This window comes from Goekera deserti, assembly GCF_010685995.1.
Lineage (GTDB): Bacteria > Actinomycetota > Actinomycetes > Mycobacteriales > Geodermatophilaceae > Goekera > Goekera deserti.
Genome location: NZ_JAAGWK010000011.1, coordinates 72,144 through 96,066, shown reverse-complemented (window position 1 = coordinate 96,066; position 23,923 = coordinate 72,144). Strand labels below are relative to the sequence as shown.

The following is a 23,923-nucleotide window of genomic DNA, read 5'->3' as shown; positions in this document are numbered from 1 at the left end:
TCCGTGGCGCTCGGCTCGGGGGTCGGGCCGGGTCGGGGGTCAGGTCGGCCTCAGCGACAGCAAGCCTCGACGCCGGCCGGGGTCAGCGCGGCCAGCGTGGCCAGCGCCCGCACCGGCCCGGCGAGGGCCTCGCAGCACAGGGCGTGGACGTTGCTGCGGCCCCGCGGCGTCACGGTGACCAGGCCCTGCTCGCGCAGCAGGGCGAGATGGTGGCTGACCAGCGTCTGCCTCATGCCGGCCGCCTCGGTCAGCTCGCGCACGCTGCGCGGGCCCTCGGCGAGCAGCAGCACCAGGTGCAGCCGGTTCGGGTCACCCAGCGCCTTCAGTCGGGGGGCGAGCAGGCGGGCGCGGTCGGCGGGGGAGGTGAGCTCGTCGACGCCGAGCAGGCGGACGTCCAGGTCCTGGGGCACGCGCCCATTGTGCAGCACGAGCGTTGTTGACAACAGTCGACGCTGTTACGTTGGTGCGGTCCCCGAGCGAGGAGCTGAGCAGCATGGTCACCACGGTCCCCGGCGCGACCCCCGACCTGCCCATCGTCGTCATCGGAGCCGGCCCCGTCGGGCTGGCCGCCGCCGCGCACCTGCTCGAGCGTGGCCTGGCACCGCTGGTCCTGGAGGCCGGTGCCCGGGCCGGTGCCGCGGTCGCGGCGTGGGGGCACGTGCGGCTGTTCTCCCCGTGGGAGTACGACGTCGACGACGCCGCCGTCCGGCTGCTGGAGCGCGCCGGCTGGGAGTCCCCGGCCCGCGACGACCTGCCGACCGGCGCCGACCTGGTGGAGCAGTACCTCCGGCCGCTGGCCGCGACGCCGGAGCTCGCGCCGCGGATCCGCACCGGGACCCGGGTGGTCGCGGTCGGCCGGCAGGGGGTGGACAAGACCCGCACCGTCGGCCGGGACGGTCGCCCGTACCTCGTGCGCACCGTGCGCGGGGGCCGCACCGAGGACGTGCTCGCCGCCGCCGTCCTCGATGCCTCCGGCACCTGGGGCCGGTCCAACCCGCTGGGCGCCGCCGGGCTGCCCGCCGTGGGGGAGGAGCACGCCGGACCCTGGCTGGCCGGGCCGCTGCCCGACGTGCTGGGCGCCGAGCGGTCCCGCTTCGCCGGCCGGCACACCCTGGTGGTCGGGATGGGGCACTCGGCGGCGAACACGCTGCTGGCACTGACCCGCCTGCAGGCCGAGGAGCCGGGAACCGAGATCACCTGGGCGGTGCGCGGCCGGTCCCCGGCGCGGCTCTACGGCGGCGGGGACGCCGACGGCCTGCCGGCCCGCGGCCTGCTGGGCAGCGACCTGCGCGCCGCGGTCGGGCGGGGGGCGGTGCGGCTGGTCCGCGAGTTCGCCCTGCGCGAGCTGGCCCCCGGCCCGGGCGGCCGGCTCACCGTTCTCGGCACCGCACGGGACGGCGAGGACGTGGAGCTCGCCGTGGACGCCCTGGTGGCCGCCACCGGGTTCCGCCCGGACCTCGGCCTGCTGCGGGAGGTGCGGCTGGCCCTCGACCCGGCTCTGGAGGCGCCGGTCGCCCTGGCTCCGCTGATCGACCCGAACGCGCACTCCTGCGGGACGGTGCCGCCGCACGGCGAGGCGGTGCTCGCCCACCCCGACGCCGGCTGCTACGTGGTCGGCGCGAAGTCCTACGGCCGGGCGCCGACCTTCCTGCTGGCCACCGGCTACGAACAGGTCCGCTCCATCGCCGCGCACCTGGCGGGCGACGCCGCGGCCGCGGCAGACGTGCGCCTGCACCTGCCCGCGACCGGCGTCTGCGCGACCGACCTCGGCGCCCGGGAGGACGCCGAGGCCGAACCGCGCGGGTTCCCGACCGGCCGCAGTCACGGGTGGTCCGCCGAGCCGGTGGCCGGCGACGGCACGCCCACCGCGTGCTGCGGCACCGTGCCGGTCACCGCCGGCGCCGCCGGCTGAGACCACCGTGGGCGGCCGGGGAGGTCAGCGCCCGGCGCCGCCGGCGCCGGGGAGTCGACCGGTGAGCCGGCGGTACAGGTCGGTCACCCGGGCGTCGATGTCGTCGCGGACCAGCCGCATCCGCTCCAGCCCGTCGATGCCGCGTGCGGACGGCTCGTCGGTCACCCAGGTCTCGAACCGTGTGCCCGGGGCGGCGGCCGCGACCACGGCCGGGTCGAGCTGCGCCTCGGCGCCCAGCGTGACGACCACGTCGGCGTCCGCGACGAGCCCGGCCGTGACCGCCCGGGGCCGGGCGGCCGTGATGTCCACCCCGACCTCCGCGAGCGCCTGCGCGGACAGGGCGTTCACCGCGCTGCCGGGCGAGGTGCCGGCCGAGGCGACCGCCACCGACCCCCCGGCGGTGCGCTGCATCAGCCCGGAGGCCAGCTGTGACTTGCCGGCGTTCCTCACGCAGACGAACAGGACCCGCGGTGGCGTGCCGTCCATCAGGGCGCCGATGCCGGGACGGTGACCCCGAGCTCGGCGAGCAGGCCGCGGATCCGGGCCTCGATCTCGTCGCGGATGGGCCGCACCGACTCGACGCCCTGCCCGGCCGGGTCGTCCAGCGCCCAGTCCAGGTAGCGCTTGCCCGGGAAGACGGGGCAGGCGTCACCGCAGCCCATGGTGATCACCACGTCGGAGGCCTGCACGGCGTCGGTGGTGAGCACCGTCGGCCGCTGGTCGGAGATGTCGATCCCGACCTCGGCCATCGCGGCCACAGCCGCCGGGTTGACCGCGTGGCCGGGCGCGGAACCGGCGGAGCGCACCTCGACGGCGTCCCCGGCGAGGTGGCGCAGCCAACCGGCGGCCATCTGGGACCGGCCGGCGTTGTGCACGCAGACGAACAGGACGCTGGGGGTGTCGGGCACGGCTGGGCCTCTCAACGGGTCGGGCGGGCGGCGGGTGCGGGCTGCGGGACGGTGGGGTCGCCGGGGAACCAGCGCCGGGCCGCCCACAGCGACACGTACACCAGCCCCACCAGCACGGGCACCTCGATGAGCGGGCCGACCACCCCGGCCAGTGCCTGCCCGGAGGTGACGCCGAACGTGCCGATCGCGACGGCGATGGCCAGCTCGAAGTTGTTGCCGGCCGCGGTGAAGGCCAGCGTGGCGGTCTTCGCGTAGCCCAGCCGCAGCCGCATGCCGAGGGCGAACGACCCGCCGAACATCAGCGCGAAGTAGACCAGCAGCGGCAGGGCGATCCGGGCGACGTCCCAGGGTGCGGAGGTGATGGCGTCGCCCTGCAGGGCGAAGAGCATGACGATGGTGAACAGCAGGCCGTAGAGCGCGACCGGCCCGATCCGGGGCAGGAAGCGGCCCTCGTACCAGGCGCGGCCCCTGGTGCGCTCGCCGACCGTGCGGGTGAGGAAGCCGGCCACCAGCGGGATGCCCAGGAACACGAGCACGCTGAGCACGATCGACCAGACGCTGAAGTCCGCCGACGTGGTCGAGAGCCCCAGCCAGCCGGGCAGCACCTGCAGGTAGAACCAGCCCAGCGCGGCGAACGCCACGATCTGGAACACCGAGTTGATCGCGACCAGCACGGCAGCGGCCTCGCGGTCGCCGCAGGACAGGTCGTTCCAGATGAGCACCATCGCGATGCACCGGGCGAGCCCGACGATGACCAGACCGGTGCGGTACTCCGGCTGGTCGGGCAGCAGCAGCCAGGCGAGGGCGAACATCAGCGCCGGCCCGAGCACCCAGTTGAGCACCAGCGAGGCCACCAGCAGGCGGCGGTCGCCGGTCACCCGGTCCAGCTCGGTGTAGCGCACCTTGGCCAGCACCGGGTACATCATCAGCAGCAGCCCGACCGCGATCGGCAGGCTGACGTCGCCCACCCGGACGGCGTCCAGCGCGTCGTCCAGGCCGGGCACCAGCCGGCCGAGCAGCAGGCCGGCGGCCATCGCGGCCACGATCCACACCGGCAGGAAGCGGTCCAGGGTGGACAGCCGCGCGAGCACCGGGGTGTCGACGTCGGGGTGCGGTCGCGGGTCGTCCGCGACGGTGTCGCTCATGGGGCGGCGGGCCTCTCGTCGGCACTCGGCCACGGGACCCGACAGGGATCGACCGCGGTCCATCGATGCCGACTCTGCCGGAGGTATGGACGGGCGTCAATGTCCTGGGCAGACTGTGCCGGTGGACACCCGGGGCACACCGACCACCGTCCCGGCCGCGTGCTGCCCACCGGCGGCCCTGGCCGCCGGCCTGTCCGGTCAGCAGGCCGCCGACCTCGCCCGCCGGCTCAAGGCGCTCGCCGACCCGGCCCGGCTGCGGCTGCTGTCGCTGATCGCCGGCAGCCCCGCCGGCGAGGCGTGCGTCTGTGACCTCACCGACCCGCTCGGGCTGACCCAGCCGACGGTCTCCCACCACCTCAAGGTGCTCGTGGACGCCGGTTTCCTGGCCCGCGACAAGCGCGGCGTGTGGGCCTGGTTCTCGATCGTGCCGGGCGCGATGGAGACGGTCGCCGCGCTCCTGCCGGGGGCGGTGCCGGCGCGCGCCTGACCGGGCCCGGACGCGCCGGTGCCCCGGCCCGCACGTGGCGGACCGGGGCACCGGGAGCAGGCGGCTCAGCGCAGGTCGAAGCGGTCCAGCTCCATGACCTTCACCCAGGCGGCCGCGAAGTCCTGCACGAACTTCTCCTTCGTGTCGTCGGAGGCGTAGACCTCCACGATGCCGCGCAGGATGGAGTTCGAGTTGAGCACCAGGTCGACCGCGGTCGCCGTGCGGACGACGTTGCCGTCGGCGTCCAGGCCCTCGTAGACGCCCTCGTCGTCGATCGAGGTGCGCCACTGGATGCCGAGGTCCAGCAGGTTGCGGAAGAAGTCCTGCGAGAGCACGCCGGGCCGGTCGGTGAACACGCCGTGCTGCACCCCGCCGGTGTTCGCGCCGATCACGCGCAGGCCACCGAGCAGGACGACCATCTCCCGCGCGGTGAGCTCCAGCATGTAGGCGCGGTCGATGAGCAGGGTCTCGGGCTCCAGCTTGCTGCCCGGCTGCAGGTAGTTGCGGAAGCCGTCGGCCCGCGGCTCCAGCCAGCGGAAGTTCTCGACGTCCGTCTGCTCCTGCGAGGCGTCGGTGCGGCCCGGGTGGAACGGCACGGTGACCTGCACGCCGGCGTCGGCCGCGGCCTTCTCCACCGCGGCGGTGCCACCGAGCACGATCAGGTCGGCCAGCGAGACCCGCTTGCCGGTCTGCGACTCGAAGTCGGCCTTGACCTGCTCGAGCACCGGCAGCACGTCGGTGACGCCCTGGTTGGCCGCCCAGCCGATCTGCGGCTCCAGGCGCAGCCGCGCGCCGTTGGCGCCACCGCGCTTGTCGGTGCCGCGGTAGGACGCCGCCGCCGACCAGGACGTGTGCACCAGCTGCGACACGGTCAGCCCGGAGGCCAGCAGGCGCGCCTTCAGGTCGGCGATCTCGGCCTCGCCCACGAGCTCGTGGTCGACGGCCGGGGTCGGGTCCTGCCAGATGAGCTCCTCGGCCGGGACGTCGGGGCCGACGTAGCGGCTCTTCGGGCCCATGTCGCGGTGCAGCAGCTTGAACCAGGCGCGGGCGTAGGCCTCGGCGAAGTACTCCGGGTCGTTGTAGAACCGCTCGGAGATCTCCTTGAACGCCGGGTCGGCCATCAGCGCGAGGTCCGTGGTCGCCATCATCGGGGCGTTCTTCTTGCCCTCGATGTGCGCGTCGGGGACGAGCTCCTGCGCCTCGGGGTTCTTCGGCTTCCACTGCTTGGCGCCGGCCGGGCTCTCGGTCAGCTCCCACTCGTAGCTGAACAGCATCTCGAAGTAGGTGTTGTCCCACTGCGTCGGCGTCGGGGTCCAGGCGCCCTCGAGACCACTGGTGATGGTGTCGGCACCCTTGCCGGTGCCGTACTGGCTGACCCAGCCGATGCCGTTGCCGTGCACCGGGCAGCCCTCGGGCTCCGGGCCGACCAGCTCGGGGTTGCCCGCGCCGTGGGTCTTGCCGAAGGTGTGGCCGCCGGCGATCAGCGCCACGGTCTCCTCGTCGTTCATGCCCATCCGGCTGAAGGTGACCCGGATGTCGTGGGCGGAGGCCAGCGGGTCCGGCTTGCCCTGCGGGCCCTCCGGGTTGACGTAGATCAGGCCCATGGTGACGGCGGCGAGGTGGCCGTCGTCCAGGTCGAGCGGAGCGTTGTCGGCATAGCGCTCGTCTCCGAGCCAGGTGTCCTCCGGGCCCCAGAAGACCTCACCGGGCTGCCAGTTGTCGGCGCGGCCGAAGGCGAAGCCGAACGTCTTCAGGCCCATGTCGTCGTGCGCCACGTTGCCGGCGAGCACGAGCAGGTCGGCCCAGGAGAGCTTGCGGCCGTACTTCTGCTTGACCGGCAGCAGCAGCCGGCGGGCCTTGTCCAGGTTGGCGTTGTCCGGCCAGCTGTTCAGCGGGGCGAAGCGCTGCCCGCCCTCGCCGCCGCCACCGCGGCCGTCGGCGATGCGGTAGGTGCCCGCGGCGTGCCAGGACATCCGGATGAACAGCGGGCCGTAGTGGCCCCAGTCGGCCGGCCACCACTCCTGCGAGGTGTGCATGACCTCGACGATGTCGCGCTTGACCGCCTCGACGTCCAGGGTCGCGACGGCGGCCTTGTAGTCGAAGTCCTCACCCAGCGGGTCGGAGTCCTTCGACGTCTTGTTCAGCACCTGGACGTCGACCTGGTTGGGCCACCAGTCGCGGGTGGTGCGGGGGCGGCCGTTGGAGACCGGCTCCGGCGCCTTGATCGCCGGGTTCTCGCTCTCGCTGGTGCTCGCGCTCTCGGTCTTGACGACCTCGGTCTGGTCGAAGTCGGCGGTGTCGACCTGGGACTTGTCGTGCTCGGTCACGGAGTGCCTCTCTGTGCAGCGGGACGGTCGGTGTCGGAGACGGCAGGGCGTGCGGCGCAGGAGGCGCAGCGACCCCAGTAGATGACCTCGGCCTCGTCGACGAGGAAGTCGGGGTGGGCGGGGGACTCGCCGGCCCAGGGGACCAGGCAGGGGGCGGCGCCGGCGGCGCAGTCGACGTCGCTGATCACGCCGCAGGACCGGCAGACCAGGTGGTGGTGGTTGTCGCCCACCCGTGCCTCGTAGCGGGCGACCGAGCCCTGCGGTTGGATGCGCCGGACCAGGCCCCGCTCGGTGAGCACCTGCAGCACGTCGTAGACCGCCTGGTGCGACACCGTGCCCAGCCGGGCCCGCGCGGCGCCGATCAGGACGTCGGTGTCGACGTGCGGGTGGTCGTGGACGGCGTGCAGGACGGCGAGTCGCGGACGGGTGACCCGCAGGCCTGCCGCGCGCAGCACGCGCTCCAGCTCCTGGGGGTCCGGCACGCCGCCATCCTCACCGCTTTCCTGGAACGAGTCAACATTGCGGCGGGCCGGCTCAGCGGCCGAGGACCTCGCCCAGCACCCGGACGACGAGGTCGTGGTCCTCGCGCTGCGGCAGGCCGGACACCGCGACCGTGCCCACGCAGCCGGACCGGCGCACCCGCAGCGGGAACGCGCCGCCGTGCGCGGCGAACCGGGCCGGGTCCAGCCGCGAGCTCTGCTCGAAGGTGCTGCCGCCCATCCGGAACTGCTCGCCGACCAGCAGCGAGGAGTGCCCGTACCGGTCGACGACGGCGCTCTTGCGCTCCAGCCAGCCGTCGTTGTCCGCCGACGCCCCGGGCAGCGCGGCGTGGAACAGGCGCTGGCCGTTGCGGCGCACCGAGACGGCCACCGGCAGCGAGCCGGCCAGCGCGGCCGCGCGCAGCGCCGAGCCCAGTTCCCAGGCGAGGGCCTCGTCGAGGTGGTCCAGGACGAGCCGCTCCTCCTGCGCGAAGAGCTCGGCCAGCAGGGTGCCCGGGTCGCTCACGCGGCCTCCCGATGTCGTGGGGTCCGGGCGACCAGTCTGTCCGACGTCCCGGTCCGTCCGGCGCCCCGCTCCGTCCGGCGCCCCAGCGGGGCCCTCGCGCCCCCGTCGTCCCGGTGTGGTCGGCTCTGCGCGTGCAGCGGACAGCCGACGTCGTCGTCGCCGGGGCCGGCCCGGCCGGTCTGGCGGCCGCCGCGGCGTGCGCCCGGGCGGGACGGGACACCGTGGTCGTGGCGCCGTCCTTGGAGCGCTGGCCGCACACCTACGGGCTGTGGGCCGACGAGTTCGCCGCGGTGGCGCCGGCGCTGGGCCTGGACGCCGGGGCGGCCGCGACCGTGTACCCGGCCACCGTGGTCCGCACCCGGGCCGGGGGGGAGCAGCGGCTGCCCCGGGCCTACGCCCGGCTGCGCAACGAGGTCGTGCACGCCGCGCTGCTGGAGCAGGTCCCGCGGCGGGTGCGGGGCCGGGTCACCGGGCTCACGGACACCGCGGTCACCCTGGCCGACGGCAGCCGGGTCGAGGCCGGCGTCGTGCTGGACGCCCGCGGGTCCGGACCGGGCCGGGCGCAGCAGCGGGCCTGGGGCGAGGTCGTCGAGGCCCCCGTGCCGGACCTGGTGCCGGCCGGTGGCGCGCTGTTCATGGACCTCGCGGTGCTCGCCGAGGCCGGGGCGCCACCGGCGTTCCTCTACGGCTTCGACCTGGGCGACGGCAGCACCCTGCTGGAGGCCACCTCGCTCGCCGCCCGGCCGCCGGTGCCGCTGCCGGACCTGCGGCGCCGGCTGCACCGGCTGCTGGACCACCGCGGGCTGCGGCCGGTGGGCCCGCCGGAGAAGGTCGCCATCGCCCTGGACGCCGCCGCCCGCCGGGGGCCCGGGGTGCCGATCGGTGCCGCGGCCGGCCTGGTGCACCCGGCGACCGGGTACAGCGTGGCGTCCTCGCTGCGGCTGGCCCCCCGCCTGGCGGCGGCACTGGGCCACGGGGCGGACGCACCCGCGCTCCGCCGGGTGGTCGCCGCGGCCCGTCCACCGGGCACCGCCCGGTTGCTCGCGCTGGGCCGGGAGGTGCTGCTGCTGCGCGACGCCGACGCCCTGGACGCCTTCTTCGCCGGCTTCTTCACCCTGCCGCCGGAGACCTGGGCCGCCTACCTCGACGTCGGCAGCCCGGCCCGCGACGTCGCCCGGGTCATGTGGCGGACCTACCGCGCGCTGCCCGGCGAGCAGCGCCGGCGGCTGCTCGCCGACAGCGCGCGGCTGGCGGCCCGGCGCTGCTGACCCGGTGCCCCGGCTCCATCCGGTGCACCCCGCCGGGTACCCCTAGGGTGATCACGACGCAGTCGACGCAGGGGGTGCACGTGGGCAGGTCGGTGCTGGTGACCGGCGGGAACCGCGGGATCGGGCTGGCCATCGCCCGCTCGTTCGCCGAGGCGGGCGACAGCGTGGCGGTGACCCACCGCGGCAGCGGCGCCCCGGACGGCCTGTTCGGGGTGCGGTGCGACGTCACCAGCACCGAGGACGTCGACCGCGCGTTCACCGAGGTCGAGGAGCACCAGGGCCCGGTCGAGGTGCTGGTGAGCAACGCCGGCATCACGCGGGACGGTCTGCTCATGCGGATGAAGGAGGCCGACTTCACCGACGTGCTGGACGCCAACCTGACCGCCGCCTACCGGGTGGCCAAGCGGGCGACGCCGAAGATGCTGCGCGCCCGCGCGGGGCGGATGGTCTTCGTGTCCTCCGTGGTCGGGCTGCTGGGCTCGGCCGGGCAGACCAACTACGCGGCGAGCAAGGCCGGGCTCGTGGGCCTGGCCCGCTCGATCGCCCGCGAGCTGGGCAGCCGCGGCATCACCGCGAACGTGGTGGCGCCGGGCTTCGTGAACACCGACATGACCGCGGAGCTGGGGGAGAAGCGGGCCGCCGAGATCCTCGGCCAGGTGCCGCTGGGCCGGTACGCCGAGGCCGAGGAGGTCGCCGGCGTCGTCCGGTTCCTGGCCGGCGAGCACGCGGGGTACATCACCGGGGCGGTCGTCCCGGTCGACGGCGGACTGGGGATGGGGCACTGACATGGCAACTGTGGGAAGCGGCATCCTCGAGGGCAAGAAGATCCTGGTGGCCGGCGTGCTGACCGAGGCGTCGATCGCGTTCTCCGCGGCGCGGATCGCCCAGGAGCAGGGCGCCACCGTCGTCCTGTCGAACTTCGGGCGCGCGCTGTCGCTGTGCCAGCGGATCGCCAAGCGGCTGCCGCAGGAGGCCGCCGTCGTCGAGCTGGACGTGACGGACGCCGAGCACCTGTCGACCCTGGCCGACCGGCTGCGCGAGCACGTGGACGGCCTCGACGGCGTCGTGCACTCGATCGGCTTCGCGCCGCAGGAGGCCATGGGCGACGGCTTCCCCGAGGTCGCCTGGGAGCACGCAGCCACCGCGTTCCAGGTGTCCAGCTGGTCGCTGGCCTCGCTCACCCACGCCTGCCGCCCGCTGTTCGGCTCGTCGGCCTCCGTCGTGGGCCTCACCTTCGACGCCACCGTGGCCTGGCCGGTGTACGGCTGGATGGGCGCGGCCAAGGCGGCGCTGGAGTCGACGTCGCGCTACCTGGCCCGCGAGCTGGGCCCGGACGGCGTGCGGGTGAACCTGGTCGCCGCCGGGCCGCTGCGCACCATGGCGATGAAGTCGATCCCGGGCAGCGCGCAGTTCGAGGAGGCCTGGGAGAGCCGCGCACCGCTGGGCTGGTCGGTCACCGACACCGAGCCGTCCGGCAGGGCCATCGCCGCGCTGCTGTCGGACTGGTTCCCGGCCACCACCGGCGAGATCGTGCACGTCGACGGCGGCTTCCACGCCGTCGGCGTCTGACCCCCACCCAGCGCCCGCCCACCCAACCAGCCACCCCAACCGGCCCTTCCCGCGGTAATGGCCGCCCGGGCCCCCGGCCCTTTCCGCGGAAGTGGCCGCCGTGCACGGCCGTTTGCGCGGAAATGGCCGCTCGGTACCTGGCTGTTTGCGCGGACGTGGCTGCCGGGGGCCCGGCGGACGGCCCGGTGCCCCGGCCGGTCGCGCGTGGGTACCGTTCCGTTGTGCCCAAGCAGTCCGACGTCGCCCTCACCCCGCCCGGCCAGGCGCCGGACGAGGACCCCTCGCTCGCCGTCCGCAACAACGGCGGTGCCGATCCCGGGAGCGCACCGCCGCCGCCGGGCCGCCGGGAGGCGGTGCTGGTGCTGTCCTTCGGCGGGCCGGAGGGTCACGACGACGTGATGCCGTTCCTGGAGAACGTGACCCGCGGGCGCGGCATCCCGCCCGAACGGCTGGTCGACGTGGCCGAGCACTACCACCACTTCGGCGGGGTCAGCCCGATCAACGAGCAGAACCGGGCCCTGATCGCGGCGGTCGAGGCCGACTTCGCCGCGGCCGGGCTCGACCTGCCGGTCTACTGGGGCAACCGCAACTGGACGCCGTTCGTCGAGGACGTCTGGGCGCAGATGGCGGCCGACGGCATCGAGCACGTGTACGTGTTCCCGACGTCGGCGTTCGCCTCGGCGTCCGGCTGCCGGCAGTACCACGAGGACGTCGCCCGGGCTCGCGCCGCGACCGCCGGCGAGCCCGGTGGCAACGGCGGCCCGACGGCGGAGAAGCTGCCGCACTTCGGCGACCACCCCGGCTTCGTGCAGGCCAACGCCGACGCGCTCGCCGCTGCGCTGGCGACCCTGCCCGAGGACCAGCGGGACGGCGCCCGGCTGGTGGCCACCGCGCACAGCATCCCGGACGCCATGGCCGCCAAGGCCGGGCCCACCGGTGGTGCGTACCAGGCGGAGCTGATGGCCTCGGCGCGGCTGGTGGTGGACGCGGTGGCGCCCGGCCGGGAGTTCGACCTGGTGTGGCAGAGCCGCAGCGGCCCGCCGTCGGTGCCGTGGCTGGAGCCGGACGTCAACGACCACCTGCGGGCCCTGGCCGCCGAGGGTGTGCAGGCGGTGGTGCTGTTCCCGATCGGGTTCGTCAGCGACCACGTCGAGGTGATCTGGGACCTGGACAACGAGGCCGCGGAGACCGCCCGCGAGCTGGGCCTCGGCTTCGCCCGCGCCGGGACCGCCGGCACCCACCCGCGCTTCGTCGGCATGGTGCGCGAGCTGGTGGCCGAGCGCCGGGCCGGCGCCCCGGCCCGGCTGGGCACCAACTGCCCGGCCGCCTGCTGCTTCGTGCAGCGGCCGGCCCGCCCCGCGCGCTGACCCCGAGCGGATCAGCCGCGTGCATGAGCGGCATCAACGGATCGACCTTCCCGGGGTTATCTCCAGGTCGCAGAGTGGTCCTCATCTCATCGAGGAGGACACGCGTGCAGGCGCAGAGCATCGACCCCGCTGGTCACACGGCCGCACCGGGCGTGACCCGGTGACCGGCACGCCGGTGGCGCCCGCCATCGACCGCACGGATCCCGAGGGTGCGATCGCGGCGGCAGCCGCCCGCGTCTCCAACTGGGGGCGCTGGGGTGCCGTCGACGTGCTCGGCACGCTCAACTTCCTGGACGACGCCGCCCGGCTGGCCGGGGCCGCCACCATCCGCCGCGGGACGGCGATCTCGCTGTCCCAGGCGTTCGGCGGCGACGGCCCGCAGAAGGGCTGGCGCCGCCGGATCAACCCGCTGCACGTGATGATGGACAGCGGGACCGACTCCGCCTTCGGCGTGCAGGGCTTCCCGCACGGTGCCGGTGGCGCCGACGACATGATCACCATGCCGCTGCAGTGCTCGACGCAGTGGGACGGCCTGGGCCACATCTTCGACCACGCCGTCGCCTGGAACGGGCGCAAGGCGCCGGAGGTCGTCGACGGCATGGGCGACCACGTCACCGGCATCCAGACCGTCGGGGCCCGGATGGCCGGGCGCGGGGTGCTGCTGGACGTCGGGCGGGCGCTCGGCACCGACGGCGAGCTGCCGGACGGGTTCGCGATCACCGCCGAGCACCTGGCGGCCACGATCCAGGCCCAGGGCGAGTCCGCCCACGTCCGCCGCGGGGACATCGTGATGGTGCGCACCGGCCAGCTGGCCCGGGTGCGCCGCGGCCTGGCCGCCGGGGCGGGCTGGGGCGACTACGCCGGCGGCCCGGCGCCGGGCCTGTCCTTCACCACCGCCGACTGGCTGCACGGCAGCGAGATCGCCGGCCTGGCCACCGACACCTGGGGCTTCGAGGTGCGGCCCAACGAGTTCGACGAGGCCTTCCAGCCGCTGCACCAGGTGGTCATCCCGCACATCGGCCTGTTCCTCGGCGAGATGTGGGACCTGGAGGAGCTCGCGGCCGACTGTGCCGCCACCGGTCAGTGGGACAGCTTCCTGGTGGCCGCGCCGCTGATGGTCACCGAGGCCGTCGGTGCCCCGCTGCACCCGGTCGCCATCCGGTGACCGGACCGACCGGCCGGCTGGCCGGCAAGGTCGTGGTGGTCACCGGGGCCGGGCGCGGGCAGGGCGCCGCGTTCGCGCGGCGGCTGACCGCGGACGGCGCCACCGTGGTCGGTCTCGACCTGTCCGCGGAGCCCGTCGAGCAGCTCGACGGCGTCCGCTACGTGCAGCTCGACGTGACCGACGCCGGCGGCTGGGCGGCGCTGGGCGCCGACCTGGTGCAGCGGCACGGCCGGGTGGACGGGCTGGTGGCCAACGCCGGCATCACCTGGCGGGCCCGGGTGCCCGACGCCGCACCCGAGGACGTCGCCCGGGTACACGCGGTCAACGTGCTCGGCACCCTGCTGGGGATCCAGACGGTCACCCCGCTGATGGCCGGTGGCGGCTCGATCGTGGTGATCGGGTCGGTGGCCGGGCTGACCGGGCACTACCCGGTGGCCTACACGGCGAGCAAGTGGGCGCTGCGCGGCGTGGCGAAGGCCGCCAGCCTGGAGCTGGGCCCGCGCAACATCCGGGTCAACATCGTGCACCCGGGATGGATCGAGACGCCGATGAGCGCCTCGGCAGCCCCGGCCTTCCGGGCGGGCAACCTGGCCGAGACACCGCTCGGCCGGCTGGGCACCGTCGACGACATCACGCCGCTGATCACCTTCCTGCTCAGCGACGACGCCACCTACATCTCCGGTGCCGAGATCCCCGTCGACGGTGGGCTGAGCGCCCACGGCGGCACGAAGTCGATCAGCGACGCGATGAGGGAGCCCACGTGAGCCGGCTCGCCGGCAAGGTCGTGCTGATCACCGGTACCGGCAGCGGCCAGGGCCGGGAGGCCGCGCTGCGGTTCACCGCCGAGGGCGCCACCGTCGTCGGCACCGACGTCGACGCCGACGGTGCCGCGCAGACCGTCGAGCTGGTGCGCGCCGCCGGCGGGCAGATGGACAGCACGCACCCGCTCGACCTCGGCGACGAGCCTGCCGTCCAGGCGTGGGTGGACGCGGCCGCCCACCGGTACGGCGGCATCGACGTGCTCTACGCCAACGCCGGGGCCACCCGGTTCTCACCGGTCGCGGAGATCAGCTACGCCGACTGGTCGTTCGTGATGCGCAACGAGGTCGACATCGTCTTCCTGCCCGTCAAGCACGCCTGGCCGCACCTGGTCGCCCGGGGCGGCGGCAGCATCCTGCTGATCGGCTCCACCGCGGGCGTCACCGGCTCGGTGACCAACCCGCGGCTGGCGCACACGGCCAGCAAGGGCGCCGTGGTGGCCATGGCGCGTCAGCTGGCCGGTGAGGGTGCCCGGCACGGCATCCGCGCCAACAGCATCAGCCCCGGGATGATCGCCACCCCGGCGACCAGCGGTGACCTCAACGACGCGGACTCACCGCTGCTCGGCATCGCCCGGCACATCCCGCTCGGGCGGGTCGGCACGCCCGCCGAGGTGGTCAACTGCGCCGTGTTCCTGGCCAGCGACGAGGCCTCCTACGTCACCGGCGCCAACCTGATGGTCGACGGCGGCTGGTCCGCCGTCCTGCCCGGCCCCGCCACCCACTGAGGACGCCGCCGCGCGAGGGCCCGGGGGTCTAGCGGGGCACCGCGTTGTAGGCGGCGGTGGTCGCCTCGCGCAGGGCCTGGGCCAGCGGGCGCAGCGCCTCGTCGCGGGCCCGGGCCTGCGCGTGGGTCACCGCCGCGCCGGGGGCGTCGGCCATCGCCAGGTCCAGCACCCGGGACAGCCGGGAGGCCCGGCCGAGCACCGACAGCGCCAGCGGCTCGTGGTCCGGCGGCAACCCCGGGGCGGAGGTGGTCCGCGCCAGCCCGGCCAGCAGCGCGGGCACCTCGGGGTTCCAGCGGGCCAGGTCCAGCTCGGCCAGGGTGCGGGCGGACCCGGCCACGGCCAGGTCCAGGGCCCCGGACGCCGCCCGCAGCGTGCCCTCCACCGGCGGCGGGGGCGGTGCGACCCCGGTCAGGTCGAACGCCGTCCAGCTCACCATCTCGGTGCCCAGCTGCTCCGGCACCAGCGCCACGGTCGAGCCCACCGCCGCCTGCCCGGACTCCAGCGCCAGCGACACCAGTCCGGGCACGGCCGGCAGGTCGCGGACGTCGCCGGGGGCCGGCAGCACCAGCCGCAGCCGGCGCTCACCCCGGCTGAGCAGCGCGCTCAGCGCCCAGCCGAGCGGGACGGCGTCCCCGGCGGCGGCGTCGGTCACCCCCGGCATGCCGACGACGCGGTGGGCGGTGCCCGGCGCCCTGCCCCCCGACCCCGCCCCGTCGCCGGTCACGGCGTCCAGCGCCTGGTCGTAGGACGTGCGACCGGTGAGCCACGCGGTCGACCAGACGGCGAAGCGGCCGGCGGGGTAGTCGTGCACGGTTGCCGAGGCTACGACGTACCGGGCCGTCGGGGGGAGCCGTGTCAGACTCCTCACGTGGCCTGGCTGTTCTGGTTGATCGGTGCGGTGGTGCTCGCCGTCGGCGAGGTCTTCCTTCTGGACCTCGTGCTGCTGATGCTCGCCGGGGGTGCTCTGGGCGGGCTCGCCGTGGCCCTCGTGGCCGGCGACGCGTACGCCCTGCAGGTCGGCGCGTTCGCGCTCGTCTCGGCCGGGTTGCTCGGTCTCGTCCGGCCGGTCGCCCGGCGCCACCTGGAGACCCGCAGCTCCGAGCAGGTCGACGGCCCGGCGGCACACGTGGGCCGCACCGGCGTGGTGACCCAGCGGGTCGACCACCGCGACGGCCGGGTCAGCCTGGGCGCCGACGTGTGGAGTGCCCGGACCGAGTACGAGGGCGCGGTGTTCGAGGTCGGCGAGACGGTGCGGGTCATGGCCATCGACGGCCCAGTGGCCGTCGTCGCCGACACCGTGGGGTGAACCCGCCCGGCCGGGCGTGACCTCCCCGGGCCCGGGGAGCAGGATCAGCGCCGCACACCACCGAGGACCGGAGGACCACCATCGTGGCTGCACTCATCGCCCTGGCCGTCATCGCGCTGTTCGTGATCGTCGTGCTGATCAAGAGCGTGACGATCGTGCCCCAGGCCCAGGCGAAGGTGGTCGAACGTCTCGGCCGCTACAGCCGCACGCTCTCCCCGGGCCTGGCGCTGCTGGTGCCCTTCGTCGACCGGGTCCGGGCCACCATCGACCTGCGCGAGCAGGTCATCTCCTTCCCGCCGCAGCCGGTGATCACCGCCGACAACCTGCAGGTGGGCATCGACACCGTCGTCTACTTCCAGGTCACCGAGCCGCGGCTGGCCGTCTACGGCATCGCCAACTACATCACCGGCATGGAGCAGCTGACGACGACGACGCTGCGCAACGTCGTCGGTGGGCTGAACCTGGAGGGCGCGCTGACCGGCCGGGACGGGATCAACTCCCAGTTGCGCACCGTGCTGGACGGCACCACCGGGCCGTGGGGCCTGCGGGTGGCGCGGGTGGAGATCAAGGCGATCGACCCGCCGCCGTCCATCCAGGACTCGATGGAGAAGCAGATGCGCGCCGACCGCGACAAGCGGGCGGTCATCCTCACCGCCGAGGGTGCGCGGCAGTCCTCGATCACCACGGCCGAGGGCCAGAAGGCCGCCCAGATCCTCTCCGCGGAGGGCCAGAAGCAGGCGGTCATCCTGCAGGCCGAGGCGGAGCGGCAGAGCCGGATCCTGCGCGCGGAGGGCGAGCGGGCGGCGCTGTTCCTGCAGGCGCAGGGCCAGGCGAAGTCGATCGAGACGGTGTTCAAGGCCATCCACGACGGCAAGCCCGACCAGGGCCTGCTGGCCTACCAGTACCTGCAGACGCTGCCGAAGATCGCCCAGGGCGACGCGAACAAGATGTGGATCGTCCCCAGCGAGTTCAGCAAGGCACTGGAGGGGCTGTCCCGGCTGGGCGGGCCCGGTGAGGGCGACGGCCGGTCCTGGCTGGACGTCGGCACCCCACCCGCCGGGCCGCCGAGCGCCCCGGACCCGTCGCTGGACACCGCGTCGTGGTTCGACTCGAACCTGCCGCCGGCCGCTGACCAGCCCGAGGCGAAGATCTCGCTGTCCAGCATCGCCGACCAGGGCCCGCTGCTGCCCCCGGTCCCGCCGATCTCCGACCTCACCGACCCGCCGCAGCAGTAACCGACGGTCCGGCACCTGCAGAGCCCGATCGAGCGGGGCCCGGAGGGTCCCCGAGGAGGGCTGGACGTGCTCCGGGCTCCGGGGCACGGCTCCTGGCCGCGGTCGGAGCCCGGAGGGCGACCAGGTGCTCAGTCCTTGAGCAGGCCCTCGCGGAGCTTGGCCAGGGTCTGGCTGAGCAGCCGGGACACGTGCATCTGGGAGATGCCGATGTCCGCGGCGATCTGCGACTGGGTCATGTTGCCGAAGAACCGCAGGATGAGGATGCGGCGCTCGCGGGCGGGGATGGTGGCCAGCAGGGGCTGCAGCGACTCCCGGTACTCCACGCCCTCCAGCGCGGCGTCCTCCGAGCCCAGGGTGGCGGCCAGGGTGGGGGAGTCGTCCTCACCGCTCAGCCGCTCGTCCAGGGAGCTGCTGCGGTAGGCGTTGGCCACGGCCAGCCCCTCGAGCACCTCGGCGCGCGGGATGCCGAGGAACTCGGCCAGCTCGCTCGGCGTCGGTGCCCGACCGTTCTTCTGCGCCAGCTCGCTGACCGCCGCGTTCAGCGAGAGGTGCAGCTCCTGCAGGCGGCGGGGCACCCGCACCGACCAGCCCTGGTCACGGAAGTGCCGCTTGATCTCCCCGGTGATGGTGGGCACCGCGAAGGACAGGAACTCCACACCCCGGGAGGGGTCGAACCGGTCGATGGCGCCGATCAGCCCCAGCGTGCCCACCTGCAGCAGGTCGTCGAAGGGCTCGCCGCGGTTGCTGAAGCGGCGGGCGAAGTGCCGGACCAGCGGCAGGTGCTCCTCCACGAGGACCTCCCGCAGCCGCTCGCGGCGCGGGTCGTCCTTCTCCAGGCCGGCCAGCTCGGCGAACAGTGGCGCGGTGCGCTCGGCCCGCTTCCGGTTCTCCGACATGGGCGGGTCCGGCGTCGGGGTGTCCGTGCCCACGACCTGCATCGGCGCTGTCTCGATGTCGGCGTGCAGCGCGCGCCGGCCGGCCGCGTCGTCGGGAACCGGCACGGCCGGCGCCACCGGCGTCTGGTCCGCGGGCCCGTCGTCCGGGGCGCGGGACGTCATGGTCGACCGGGTCACGGGACGACCGTGAGGTCGGCGCCCGGCCCGGCCAGGCCGCCGAAGGGGACCCGCGGCAGGTGCTTGTCGATGGAGATGGTCGCCACGGGGCTCTCGCTGCCGTCACCGGCCGGCACCTTCGCCTGGGTGGACGCCCCGGCGTCGACCACGTCGACCAAGGTGGCGAGCACGGCCCAGCCGAAGCCGTCGCGGGGTACATCGACGGTGCCGACGGTGGGCACCCACGCCTCGATGTGCAGGCCCGACCGGGTGGCCTCGAACACGACGGTGAGCGGGGCGTCGTCGGCGGCGACGGTGGCCAGGGTGGCGCACGCCTCGTCGACGGCCAGGCGCAGGTCCTCTACGGCGTCCAGGTCGAAGTCCATCCGCATGGCCAGGTCGCCGGCCATGGCCCGCACGGCGGGGAGCTGTGTCGGCGACGTCGGCACACGCAGTTCCAGCCTCTCGGCGCGGCGCGCCCCGTCAGCCGTGGTGCCGGTGGTGTCGGCCATCCCGTCTCCCGCTCCTTCTGTCGTCCCACCGGCGCTCGGCCGAGCACCGGTGTGCGTTCCGCGTCCTGGCCCGGCGTCCGGACCGGGTGGTCCCGGTGGTCGGGGCAGGCCGGTGGACACCACGTCGGGCGTATCGCTGCGCTACCCGGGCGCGCGGGCGGTGAAACCAGCGGTCGAGGCCGGTCACCGGAGTGGCTGACCTGCGGTTGCCACGCGGCCGAGCCTGGGGTTCCCTGGCCCGAGATGAGCCCGAGCCCACCGGAGCAGACCCCGGGTCCCCGCGCCGAGCGCGACGCCCGGCTGCTGGCGGCTCTCCGGGTGACGGGCCGGGCGCTGTGGGCGGTGGACGGCGACGGGGTGTTCTGGGCAAACGCCCGGGCCCAGGAACTGGCCGGCTCCGGGGGCGGCCTGCCGGTGGTGGGCGGCCGGCGCCTGGACGAGCTGGCGGCGGCGGTCGTGCGGGACGGCGTGGAGCAGCGGACCCGCGGCGCGCTGGGCGGCCCGGACGCCGACGGCCCGCAGGTCCTCGCGTCGTCCTGGCTGCTCGACCTGGACGGGCGGCCGGGCGCGCTGGTGGTGCTGGATCCGCACGGCGGGACCCTGGAGGACGCCGACCTGGTCGAGCAGGTGCAGCACGCGCTGCTGCCGCCGACCCTGCCGCTGCTGCCCGGGATGCGCCTGTCGGGCAGCTACCACCAGGCCAGCCGGGTCGGGTCGGCCGGCGGTGACTGGTACGACGCGGTCCCCCTCGGTGGCGGCCGGCTGGCCCTGGTCATCGGGGACGCCGTGGGCAGCGGCGTGCCCGCAGTCGGCGCGATGGGCCGGCTGCGCGGGGCGGTGCGCGCCTCCGCCCAGCGCGACCCGGAGCCGGCCGGGGTGGTCGCCGCGCTGGACGCCTTCGCCGCCGGTACCGGCGACGTCGACGGCGCCTCGGTCTTCTATGGCCTGCTCGACGCCGCCACCGGGCGGCTGAGCTACGCCGCCGCCGGGCACCCGGCGCCGATCGTGGTGCACCGGGACGGCGCGAGCAGCACGCTGGACGTCGAGCCGCGCCCGCCGCTGGGCACCGTCCCCGGTGTGACCGCGACGGTCGGCGCGTGCGTGCTGGAGCCGGGGGAGACCCTGGTGCTGTTCAGCGACGGTGCCCTGTCCGCGCTGACCGGCGGGCCCGCGGAGGGCATCCGGCTGCTGGCCGAGGCCAGCCACCGGGCGGTGGTGGCGCTGGAGGCCGACCCGGACACCGACATCGCCGGCACGGTGGCCGAGATGCTGCGCGGCCGCTTCGACCGGCCGGACGACGTCGCCGTGCTGGTGGCCCACCGGCGGGCCAGCACCCCCGGTCCGCTCGTGCTCGAGCTGCCCGCGGTGCCGGCCGGCCTGTCCGGGGTCCGCCGCCGGCTGGGCACCTGGCTGGCCACCCTGGGCATGGCGGAGCGGGACCGCGTCGGCCTGCTGGTCGCTGCGGGGGAGGCCTGCGCGAACTCCGTGGAGCACGCCTACCCCGAGGGCGAGGCGGGGCTGCTGCACGTGCACGCCGACGTCGACGTCGACGGTGTGCTGACCGTCGTGGTCCGGGACGACGGCCGGTGGCGCACCCCGGACCGTGAGCCCGGCGACCGGGGGCGCGGGCTGCTGATCATGCGGCAGATGGTCGACCAGGTCCTGCTGGAGGAGACCGGCGGCACGACCGTGACCTTGTCCGTGCAGCTGCGTCGCGGCGGGGACCGCGAACGGGAACAGCCTGTCGGCGGGGCCGAGGACCTCGCGGTGGTCGACCGGACCGGTCCGCTGCCGGTGGTCCGGGTGTCCGGGGCGCTGGACGCCGGCAACGCCGAGCAGATGCGGATCCGGCTGCTGGAGGCCAGTCGCGGCGGCACCACGCCGTGCGTGCTGGACCTCACGGACACGGCGCTGTTCAACTCGGCCGGTGTCCGGGTGGTGTTCGCCGTCGCGCGGATCGCCCAGGCCGAGGGCTGGCGGCTGACCGTGCGGACCCATGCCGAGGGCATGGCCGCGCACGTGCTGGGCATCAGCGGCGCGTCCTCGCTGGTCGATCTGGTCTGAGCCACCCGGCGGGGTGAGCCGGGTTTGCGGGGGCCGCCGGCGGCGCACCCACACCAGGTGAGACTCCGCCGCAGCAACGTGCACGGCCCGGGCTGGACCCGGCGCCGCGCCGGGAAGGGCTTCGCCTACTTCGACGAGTCGGGCACCCTGGTCCGGGACGAGCGGGTCGACCGGGTGAAGAGCCTGGCGATCCCACCGGCCTGGCGGGACGTGTGGATCTGCCCGTGGCCCAACGGCCACATCCAGGCCACCGGCACCGACGCCGCGGGCCGCCGCCAGTACCGGTACCACGAGGAGTGGCGCACCCGCCGGGACGCCGCCAAGCACGAGCGCGTGCTGGAGATCTCCCACCAGCTGCCCGACGTGCGGGACGCCGTCGTCGCCGCGCTGCGCACCCGCGGGCTGAACCGGCAGCGCGTGCTGGCCTGCGCGGTGCGGCTGCTGGACCTGGGCGCCTTCCGGGTGGGCAGCGAGCAGTACGCCGAGGACAACGGCACCTACGGCCTGGCCACGTTGCGCCGCGAGCACGTCTCGGTGCGCGGGGAGCGGGTGTTCTTCCACTACACCGCCAAGGGCGGCATCGAGCGGGAGGTCGAGCTGCTGGACCGGCCCACCGCGACCGTCGTCCGGGCGCTGCTGGAGCGGCCCGCCGACCAGGGCGGGGAGCTGCTCGGCTATCCGCTCGCCGACGGCAGCTGGCACGACGTGACCAGCGACGAGATCAACGCCTACCTCAAGGAGATCAGCGGCGCCGAGATCACCGCCAAGGACTTCCGCACCTGGACGGCGACGGTGATGATGGCCGCCACCCTGGCCGAGGGGGAGCGCCCGAGCTCGGTCACCGCGCGCAAGCGGGTGCTCAAGGAGGCCTACACGCGGGTGGCCGAGCAGCTGGGCAACACCCCGGCGGTGTGCCGCAAGAGCTACGTGGACCCGCGGGTGGTCGACCGGTTCGAGCACGGGGAGACCGTCGCCGAGGCGCTGCGCGAGGCCGCGGACGCCCCGGACGACCGCACCGCGCAGCGGGTGGTCGAACAGGCCGTCTGCCGACTGCTCAGCGCCTGAAGGCTGCTCAGCGCTTGAAGGAGGGCCCCCGTGCCCTCCACCGCTCGCACGCTCGCGGCGGGACCCTGCACGGGGGCCGTTCCATCGGGTTACGAGGTGGTGCTGCCGTCGACGATGGTGAACAGGTCGATCAGGCCGGTGACCTCCAGCGGGCGGGTGACCGCCCGGGTGGAGGCGACCAGGCGCAGGCCCACGTCGCGGGCCCGGGCCGCCTTCTGCGTCTCGACCAGGACGGCGAGACCGGCGGAGCCCAGGAACTGGACCCCGCACAGGTCGATGACCAGCTCGGTGGGCTGGCTCTCCAGCTGGTTGTCCAGCGACGAGCGCAGGACCGGCGCGGTGAAGGTGTCGACCTCGCCGACGACCGTCACGGTGACAGTGCCGTCGGCATCCGTGGACGTCGACAGGGTGATCACGTCGTCGAAGGGAGCGTCGGTGTCCTCGCCGGACACGTCGCGCTGGCCCTCGGCGGGCAGGTCGGATGAGGTCACGGAGTGCAGCTCCTCTCAGGGGTGTGCCACGCGGGCACACCTGGCCACGCGAACCTACCGCTCGACGAGGTCCGGGGCCCGGCGGGCCGGGGGCACGCTGGTGGGCCCGCGTCCGGGAGGGCCCGGCGCGGGCGGGGGCAGGCTGGTGGTTCAACCGTGCGTGAGCTCCAGACAACCACAACGGCAGGCTGCACCCCAACCCGGACGACGGCAACCCGGCTCGCGCCCCTGGCCAGGGGTGCGAGCCGGGTTGCCGGTGCGTCGGGTCGGTCAGCCGTCGATGACGTGCACCGCGCTCTCCTCGGGGCCCTGCCCGCCGACCGGCTCGTCGCCGACGGCGAGCACGTCGTCGGTGGTGCTGTCGGTGCCGGAGCTCGTCCCGGGGATGCGGTCGTCGTCCTGGTGCAGCTGCACGGAGGTGCGGCGCGGGTCCTCGGCCGGGCGGGCGCCGGCGTCCACCTCGGAGCCGATCTCGTCGGTGACGTCGGGCACCTCGCGGTCGAGCCGGCCGGTCAGGTCCTCCCCGGTGGCCTGCTCGGCGGCCGTCGTCCCGAAGTCGACGGTGGCGGTGGGTCGTTCACCGGGCTCGGGCAGGAACTCCGGGTCCTCGTTCCACTGCTGCTCGGGGCTGCCGTCCTGCAGGTCGGGGATGCCGTTGTCCTCGAAGGAGATGTCCCGGGCGGTCTGTCCCTCTGGCTGGGTCATGCGGGCGTCTCCGTCCTGCGCGCACCGGGGCGCGCGCGTCGTCCGTCCCAGGGGACGGGAGGGCCGGTCGGGTGACCGGCGTCGTGGCCCGGCCCCTACCCGCCGTCCGCCCGACCATGCCCGGGAGATCCGGGCGCCGGGGTCCGGGTGCCGCCGGCACGGCCGGGGTAGGGGCGCGGCATGTCCCTTGCAGACACCCTCACCGACCAGGTCACGCGGATCGGCGGCCCGGTACGCCGGTGGGCCCGCACCCAGCAGCAGGAGTACACCCACGGCGAGCCGCGCCCGCTCGCCGCCGACCTCGGCGCGATGGGCGTCTACCTCGGCCTGGTGTCCGCCGCCGCCGGGGCGATCCGGGTCTCCGGTCGGGAGCTGCCCACCCGCATCCCGCTGGCCGACGCGGTGCTGCTCACCGTCGGCACCTTCCGGTTGGCCCGGCGGATCGCCAAGGACCCGGTGACCAGCCCGCTGCGCGCGCCGTTCACCTCCTACCAGGGCACCTCGGGCGAGGCCGAGATCGCCGAGGAGGTGCGGGAGCACGGCGGCGTGAAGCACGCCGTGGGTGAGCTGCTGACCTGCCCGTTCTGCCTGGCGCAGTGGGTCGGCACCGGCTTCGTGCTCGGCTACGTCACCGCGCCGCGGGCCACCCGGCTGGCCGCGCTGACCATGACGATGGTGGCCGGGTCCGACGTGCTGCAGTTCGTCTACGACGGCATCCAGAACGGCGCCTTCCAGCCGGGGGACACCGGGGCCTGACCCGGCGCACACCCGTGCGGGTGACCTGGGCACACCTG

The 23,923-nt window shown here is 74.9% G+C and carries 26 protein-coding genes; 14 read left to right on the top strand and 12 right to left on the bottom strand.

Going from position 1 to position 23,923, the window contains the following annotated elements; genetic code table 11:
- Positions 1 to 50 precede the first annotated feature (50 nt).
- Positions 51 to 410 carry an ArsR/SmtB family transcription factor gene (locus tag G1H19_RS09820; protein WP_162392243.1) on the bottom strand — a complete coding sequence of 120 codons (360 nt, stop codon included), beginning with the start codon at positions 408 to 410 and terminating at the stop codon, positions 51 to 53.
- 83 nt (positions 411 to 493) lie between these two features.
- Here G1H19_RS09820 and G1H19_RS09815 point away from each other — a divergent pair, with 83 nt between their 5' ends.
- Positions 494 to 1,912: an FAD-dependent oxidoreductase gene (locus G1H19_RS09815; RefSeq protein WP_152727657.1), complete on the top strand. Its 1,419-nt coding sequence runs from the start codon at positions 494 to 496 to the stop codon at positions 1,910 to 1,912.
- A gap of 24 nt (positions 1,913 to 1,936) precedes the next feature.
- Here the strand turns inward: G1H19_RS09815 and G1H19_RS09810 are convergent, their stop codons facing one another.
- Genes G1H19_RS09810 through arsB form a run of 3 tightly spaced genes read right to left on the bottom strand, consistent with a single transcriptional unit; the run spans position 1,937 to position 3,965 of the window.
- Positions 1,937 to 2,398, bottom strand: a complete 462-nt coding sequence (locus G1H19_RS09810; RefSeq protein ID WP_152727658.1) for an arsenate-mycothiol transferase ArsC — start codon at positions 2,396 to 2,398, stop codon at positions 1,937 to 1,939.
- Positions 2,398 to 2,820: an arsenate reductase ArsC gene (locus tag G1H19_RS09805; protein ID WP_162392242.1), complete on the bottom strand. Its 423-nt coding sequence runs from the start codon at positions 2,818 to 2,820 to the stop codon at positions 2,398 to 2,400. The genes G1H19_RS09810 and G1H19_RS09805 overlap by 1 nt, the downstream gene beginning before the upstream one ends.
- An 11-nt stretch (positions 2,821 to 2,831) precedes the next feature.
- Positions 2,832 to 3,965 (bottom strand): ACR3 family arsenite efflux transporter, encoded by a 1,134-nt coding sequence (arsB, locus tag G1H19_RS09800; RefSeq protein ID WP_152727660.1) that lies wholly within the window; start codon positions 3,963 to 3,965, stop codon positions 2,832 to 2,834.
- Positions 3,966 to 4,086: 121 nt separating this feature from the next.
- On the opposite strand from arsB, the gene G1H19_RS09795 reads away from it, so the two are divergent.
- On the top strand, positions 4,087 to 4,452 hold the full coding sequence (locus tag G1H19_RS09795) for an ArsR/SmtB family transcription factor (RefSeq protein WP_235927877.1): 366 nt from the start codon (positions 4,087 to 4,089) through the stop codon (positions 4,450 to 4,452).
- 65 nt (positions 4,453 to 4,517) lie between these two features.
- Here G1H19_RS09795 and katG read toward each other — a convergent pair whose 3' ends face one another.
- The 3 genes from katG to G1H19_RS09780 are packed head-to-tail and all read right to left on the bottom strand — an operon-like array spanning position 4,518 to position 7,784.
- Positions 4,518 to 6,779 carry a catalase/peroxidase HPI gene (gene katG, locus G1H19_RS09790; RefSeq protein WP_162392241.1) on the bottom strand — a complete coding sequence of 754 codons (2,262 nt, stop codon included), beginning with the start codon at positions 6,777 to 6,779 and terminating at the stop codon, positions 4,518 to 4,520.
- On the bottom strand, positions 6,776 to 7,261 hold the full coding sequence (locus tag G1H19_RS09785) for a Fur family transcriptional regulator (protein ID WP_162392240.1): 486 nt from the start codon (positions 7,259 to 7,261) through the stop codon (positions 6,776 to 6,778). Before G1H19_RS09785 ends, katG begins: the two co-directional genes overlap by 4 nt.
- 52 nt (positions 7,262 to 7,313) lie before the next feature.
- A complete protein-coding gene (locus G1H19_RS09780; protein WP_162392239.1) occupies positions 7,314 to 7,784 on the bottom strand; it encodes a heme-degrading domain-containing protein in 471 nt (156 codons plus the stop codon).
- Between the two features lie 131 nt (positions 7,785 to 7,915).
- On the opposite strand from G1H19_RS09780, the gene G1H19_RS09775 reads away from it, so the two are divergent.
- From G1H19_RS09775 to G1H19_RS09745, 7 genes are all read left to right on the top strand, one after another.
- Entirely contained in the window at positions 7,916 to 9,052 is a 1,137-nt protein-coding gene (locus tag G1H19_RS09775) for a lycopene cyclase family protein (protein ID WP_162392238.1), read from the top strand.
- A 47-nt stretch (positions 9,053 to 9,099) separates the two neighbouring features.
- Positions 9,100 to 9,837 (top strand): beta-ketoacyl-ACP reductase, encoded by a 738-nt coding sequence (gene fabG / locus G1H19_RS09770; protein WP_268895977.1) that lies wholly within the window; start codon positions 9,100 to 9,102, stop codon positions 9,835 to 9,837.
- A gap of 1 nt (position 9,838) precedes the next feature.
- Positions 9,839 to 10,621 carry an enoyl-ACP reductase FabI gene (fabI, locus tag G1H19_RS09765; protein WP_152727664.1) on the top strand — a complete coding sequence of 261 codons (783 nt, stop codon included), beginning with the start codon at positions 9,839 to 9,841 and terminating at the stop codon, positions 10,619 to 10,621.
- A gap of 221 nt (positions 10,622 to 10,842) precedes the next feature.
- Positions 10,843 to 11,988, top strand: coding sequence for a ferrochelatase (locus tag G1H19_RS09760; protein ID WP_202925737.1), 1,146 nt, complete (start codon positions 10,843 to 10,845; stop codon positions 11,986 to 11,988).
- A gap of 160 nt (positions 11,989 to 12,148) precedes the next feature.
- Positions 12,149 to 13,153 (top strand): cyclase family protein, encoded by a 1,005-nt coding sequence (locus G1H19_RS09755; protein WP_235927876.1) that lies wholly within the window; start codon positions 12,149 to 12,151, stop codon positions 13,151 to 13,153.
- Positions 13,150 to 13,917 carry an SDR family NAD(P)-dependent oxidoreductase gene (locus G1H19_RS09750; protein WP_202925736.1) on the top strand — a complete coding sequence of 256 codons (768 nt, stop codon included), beginning with the start codon at positions 13,150 to 13,152 and terminating at the stop codon, positions 13,915 to 13,917. Before G1H19_RS09755 ends, G1H19_RS09750 begins: the two co-directional genes overlap by 4 nt.
- On the top strand, positions 13,914 to 14,699 hold the full coding sequence (locus G1H19_RS09745; protein ID WP_162392237.1) for an SDR family NAD(P)-dependent oxidoreductase: 786 nt from the start codon (positions 13,914 to 13,916) through the stop codon (positions 14,697 to 14,699). Before G1H19_RS09750 ends, G1H19_RS09745 begins: the two co-directional genes overlap by 4 nt.
- Before the next feature lie 28 nt (positions 14,700 to 14,727).
- Here G1H19_RS09745 and G1H19_RS09740 read toward each other — a convergent pair whose 3' ends face one another.
- Positions 14,728 to 15,510 carry a hypothetical protein gene (locus G1H19_RS09740; protein WP_162392236.1) on the bottom strand — a complete coding sequence of 261 codons (783 nt, stop codon included), beginning with the start codon at positions 15,508 to 15,510 and terminating at the stop codon, positions 14,728 to 14,730.
- A 57-nt stretch (positions 15,511 to 15,567) separates the two neighbouring features.
- On the opposite strand from G1H19_RS09740, the gene G1H19_RS09735 reads away from it, so the two are divergent.
- A complete protein-coding gene (locus tag G1H19_RS09735; protein WP_235927875.1) occupies positions 15,568 to 16,005 on the top strand; it encodes an NfeD family protein in 438 nt (145 codons plus the stop codon).
- 83 nt (positions 16,006 to 16,088) lie between these two features.
- Entirely contained in the window at positions 16,089 to 17,240 is a 1,152-nt protein-coding gene (locus tag G1H19_RS09730; RefSeq protein ID WP_235927874.1) for an SPFH domain-containing protein, read from the top strand.
- 128 nt (positions 17,241 to 17,368) lie between these two features.
- On the opposite strand, the gene G1H19_RS09725 is transcribed toward G1H19_RS09730, so the two are convergent.
- Both G1H19_RS09725 and G1H19_RS09720 read right to left on the bottom strand, forming a co-directional pair.
- Positions 17,369 to 18,313 (bottom strand): RNA polymerase sigma factor SigF, encoded by a 945-nt coding sequence (locus G1H19_RS09725; RefSeq protein ID WP_235927873.1) that lies wholly within the window; start codon positions 18,311 to 18,313, stop codon positions 17,369 to 17,371.
- The gene (locus tag G1H19_RS09720) at positions 18,310 to 18,804 is read right to left on the bottom strand and encodes an ATP-binding protein (RefSeq protein ID WP_152727666.1); all 495 of its coding nucleotides are present in this window, start codon (positions 18,802 to 18,804) and stop codon (positions 18,310 to 18,312) included. The genes G1H19_RS09725 and G1H19_RS09720 overlap by 4 nt, the downstream gene beginning before the upstream one ends.
- Before the next feature lie 243 nt (positions 18,805 to 19,047).
- Between G1H19_RS09720 and G1H19_RS09715 the strand changes: the two genes are divergently transcribed.
- Both G1H19_RS09715 and G1H19_RS09710 read left to right on the top strand, forming a co-directional pair.
- A complete protein-coding gene (locus G1H19_RS09715) occupies positions 19,048 to 20,868 on the top strand; it encodes a SpoIIE family protein phosphatase (RefSeq protein ID WP_152727667.1) in 1,821 nt (606 codons plus the stop codon).
- A 57-nt stretch (positions 20,869 to 20,925) separates the two neighbouring features.
- Entirely contained in the window at positions 20,926 to 21,933 is a 1,008-nt protein-coding gene (locus G1H19_RS09710; protein WP_235927872.1) for a DNA topoisomerase IB, read from the top strand.
- Between the two features lie 89 nt (positions 21,934 to 22,022).
- On the opposite strand, the gene G1H19_RS09705 is transcribed toward G1H19_RS09710, so the two are convergent.
- Complete coding sequence (locus G1H19_RS09705) at positions 22,023 to 22,424, bottom strand: STAS domain-containing protein (RefSeq protein WP_162392235.1); 402 nt, start codon at positions 22,422 to 22,424, stop codon at positions 22,023 to 22,025.
- Between the two features lie 270 nt (positions 22,425 to 22,694).
- Complete coding sequence (locus G1H19_RS09700; RefSeq protein WP_152727670.1) at positions 22,695 to 23,129, bottom strand: hypothetical protein; 435 nt, start codon at positions 23,127 to 23,129, stop codon at positions 22,695 to 22,697.
- A gap of 180 nt (positions 23,130 to 23,309) precedes the next feature.
- Here G1H19_RS09700 and G1H19_RS09695 point away from each other — a divergent pair, with 180 nt between their 5' ends.
- Positions 23,310 to 23,885, top strand: a complete 576-nt coding sequence (locus G1H19_RS09695; RefSeq protein ID WP_152727671.1) for a DUF1360 domain-containing protein — start codon at positions 23,310 to 23,312, stop codon at positions 23,883 to 23,885.
- Positions 23,886 to 23,923: the final 38 nt, after the last annotated feature.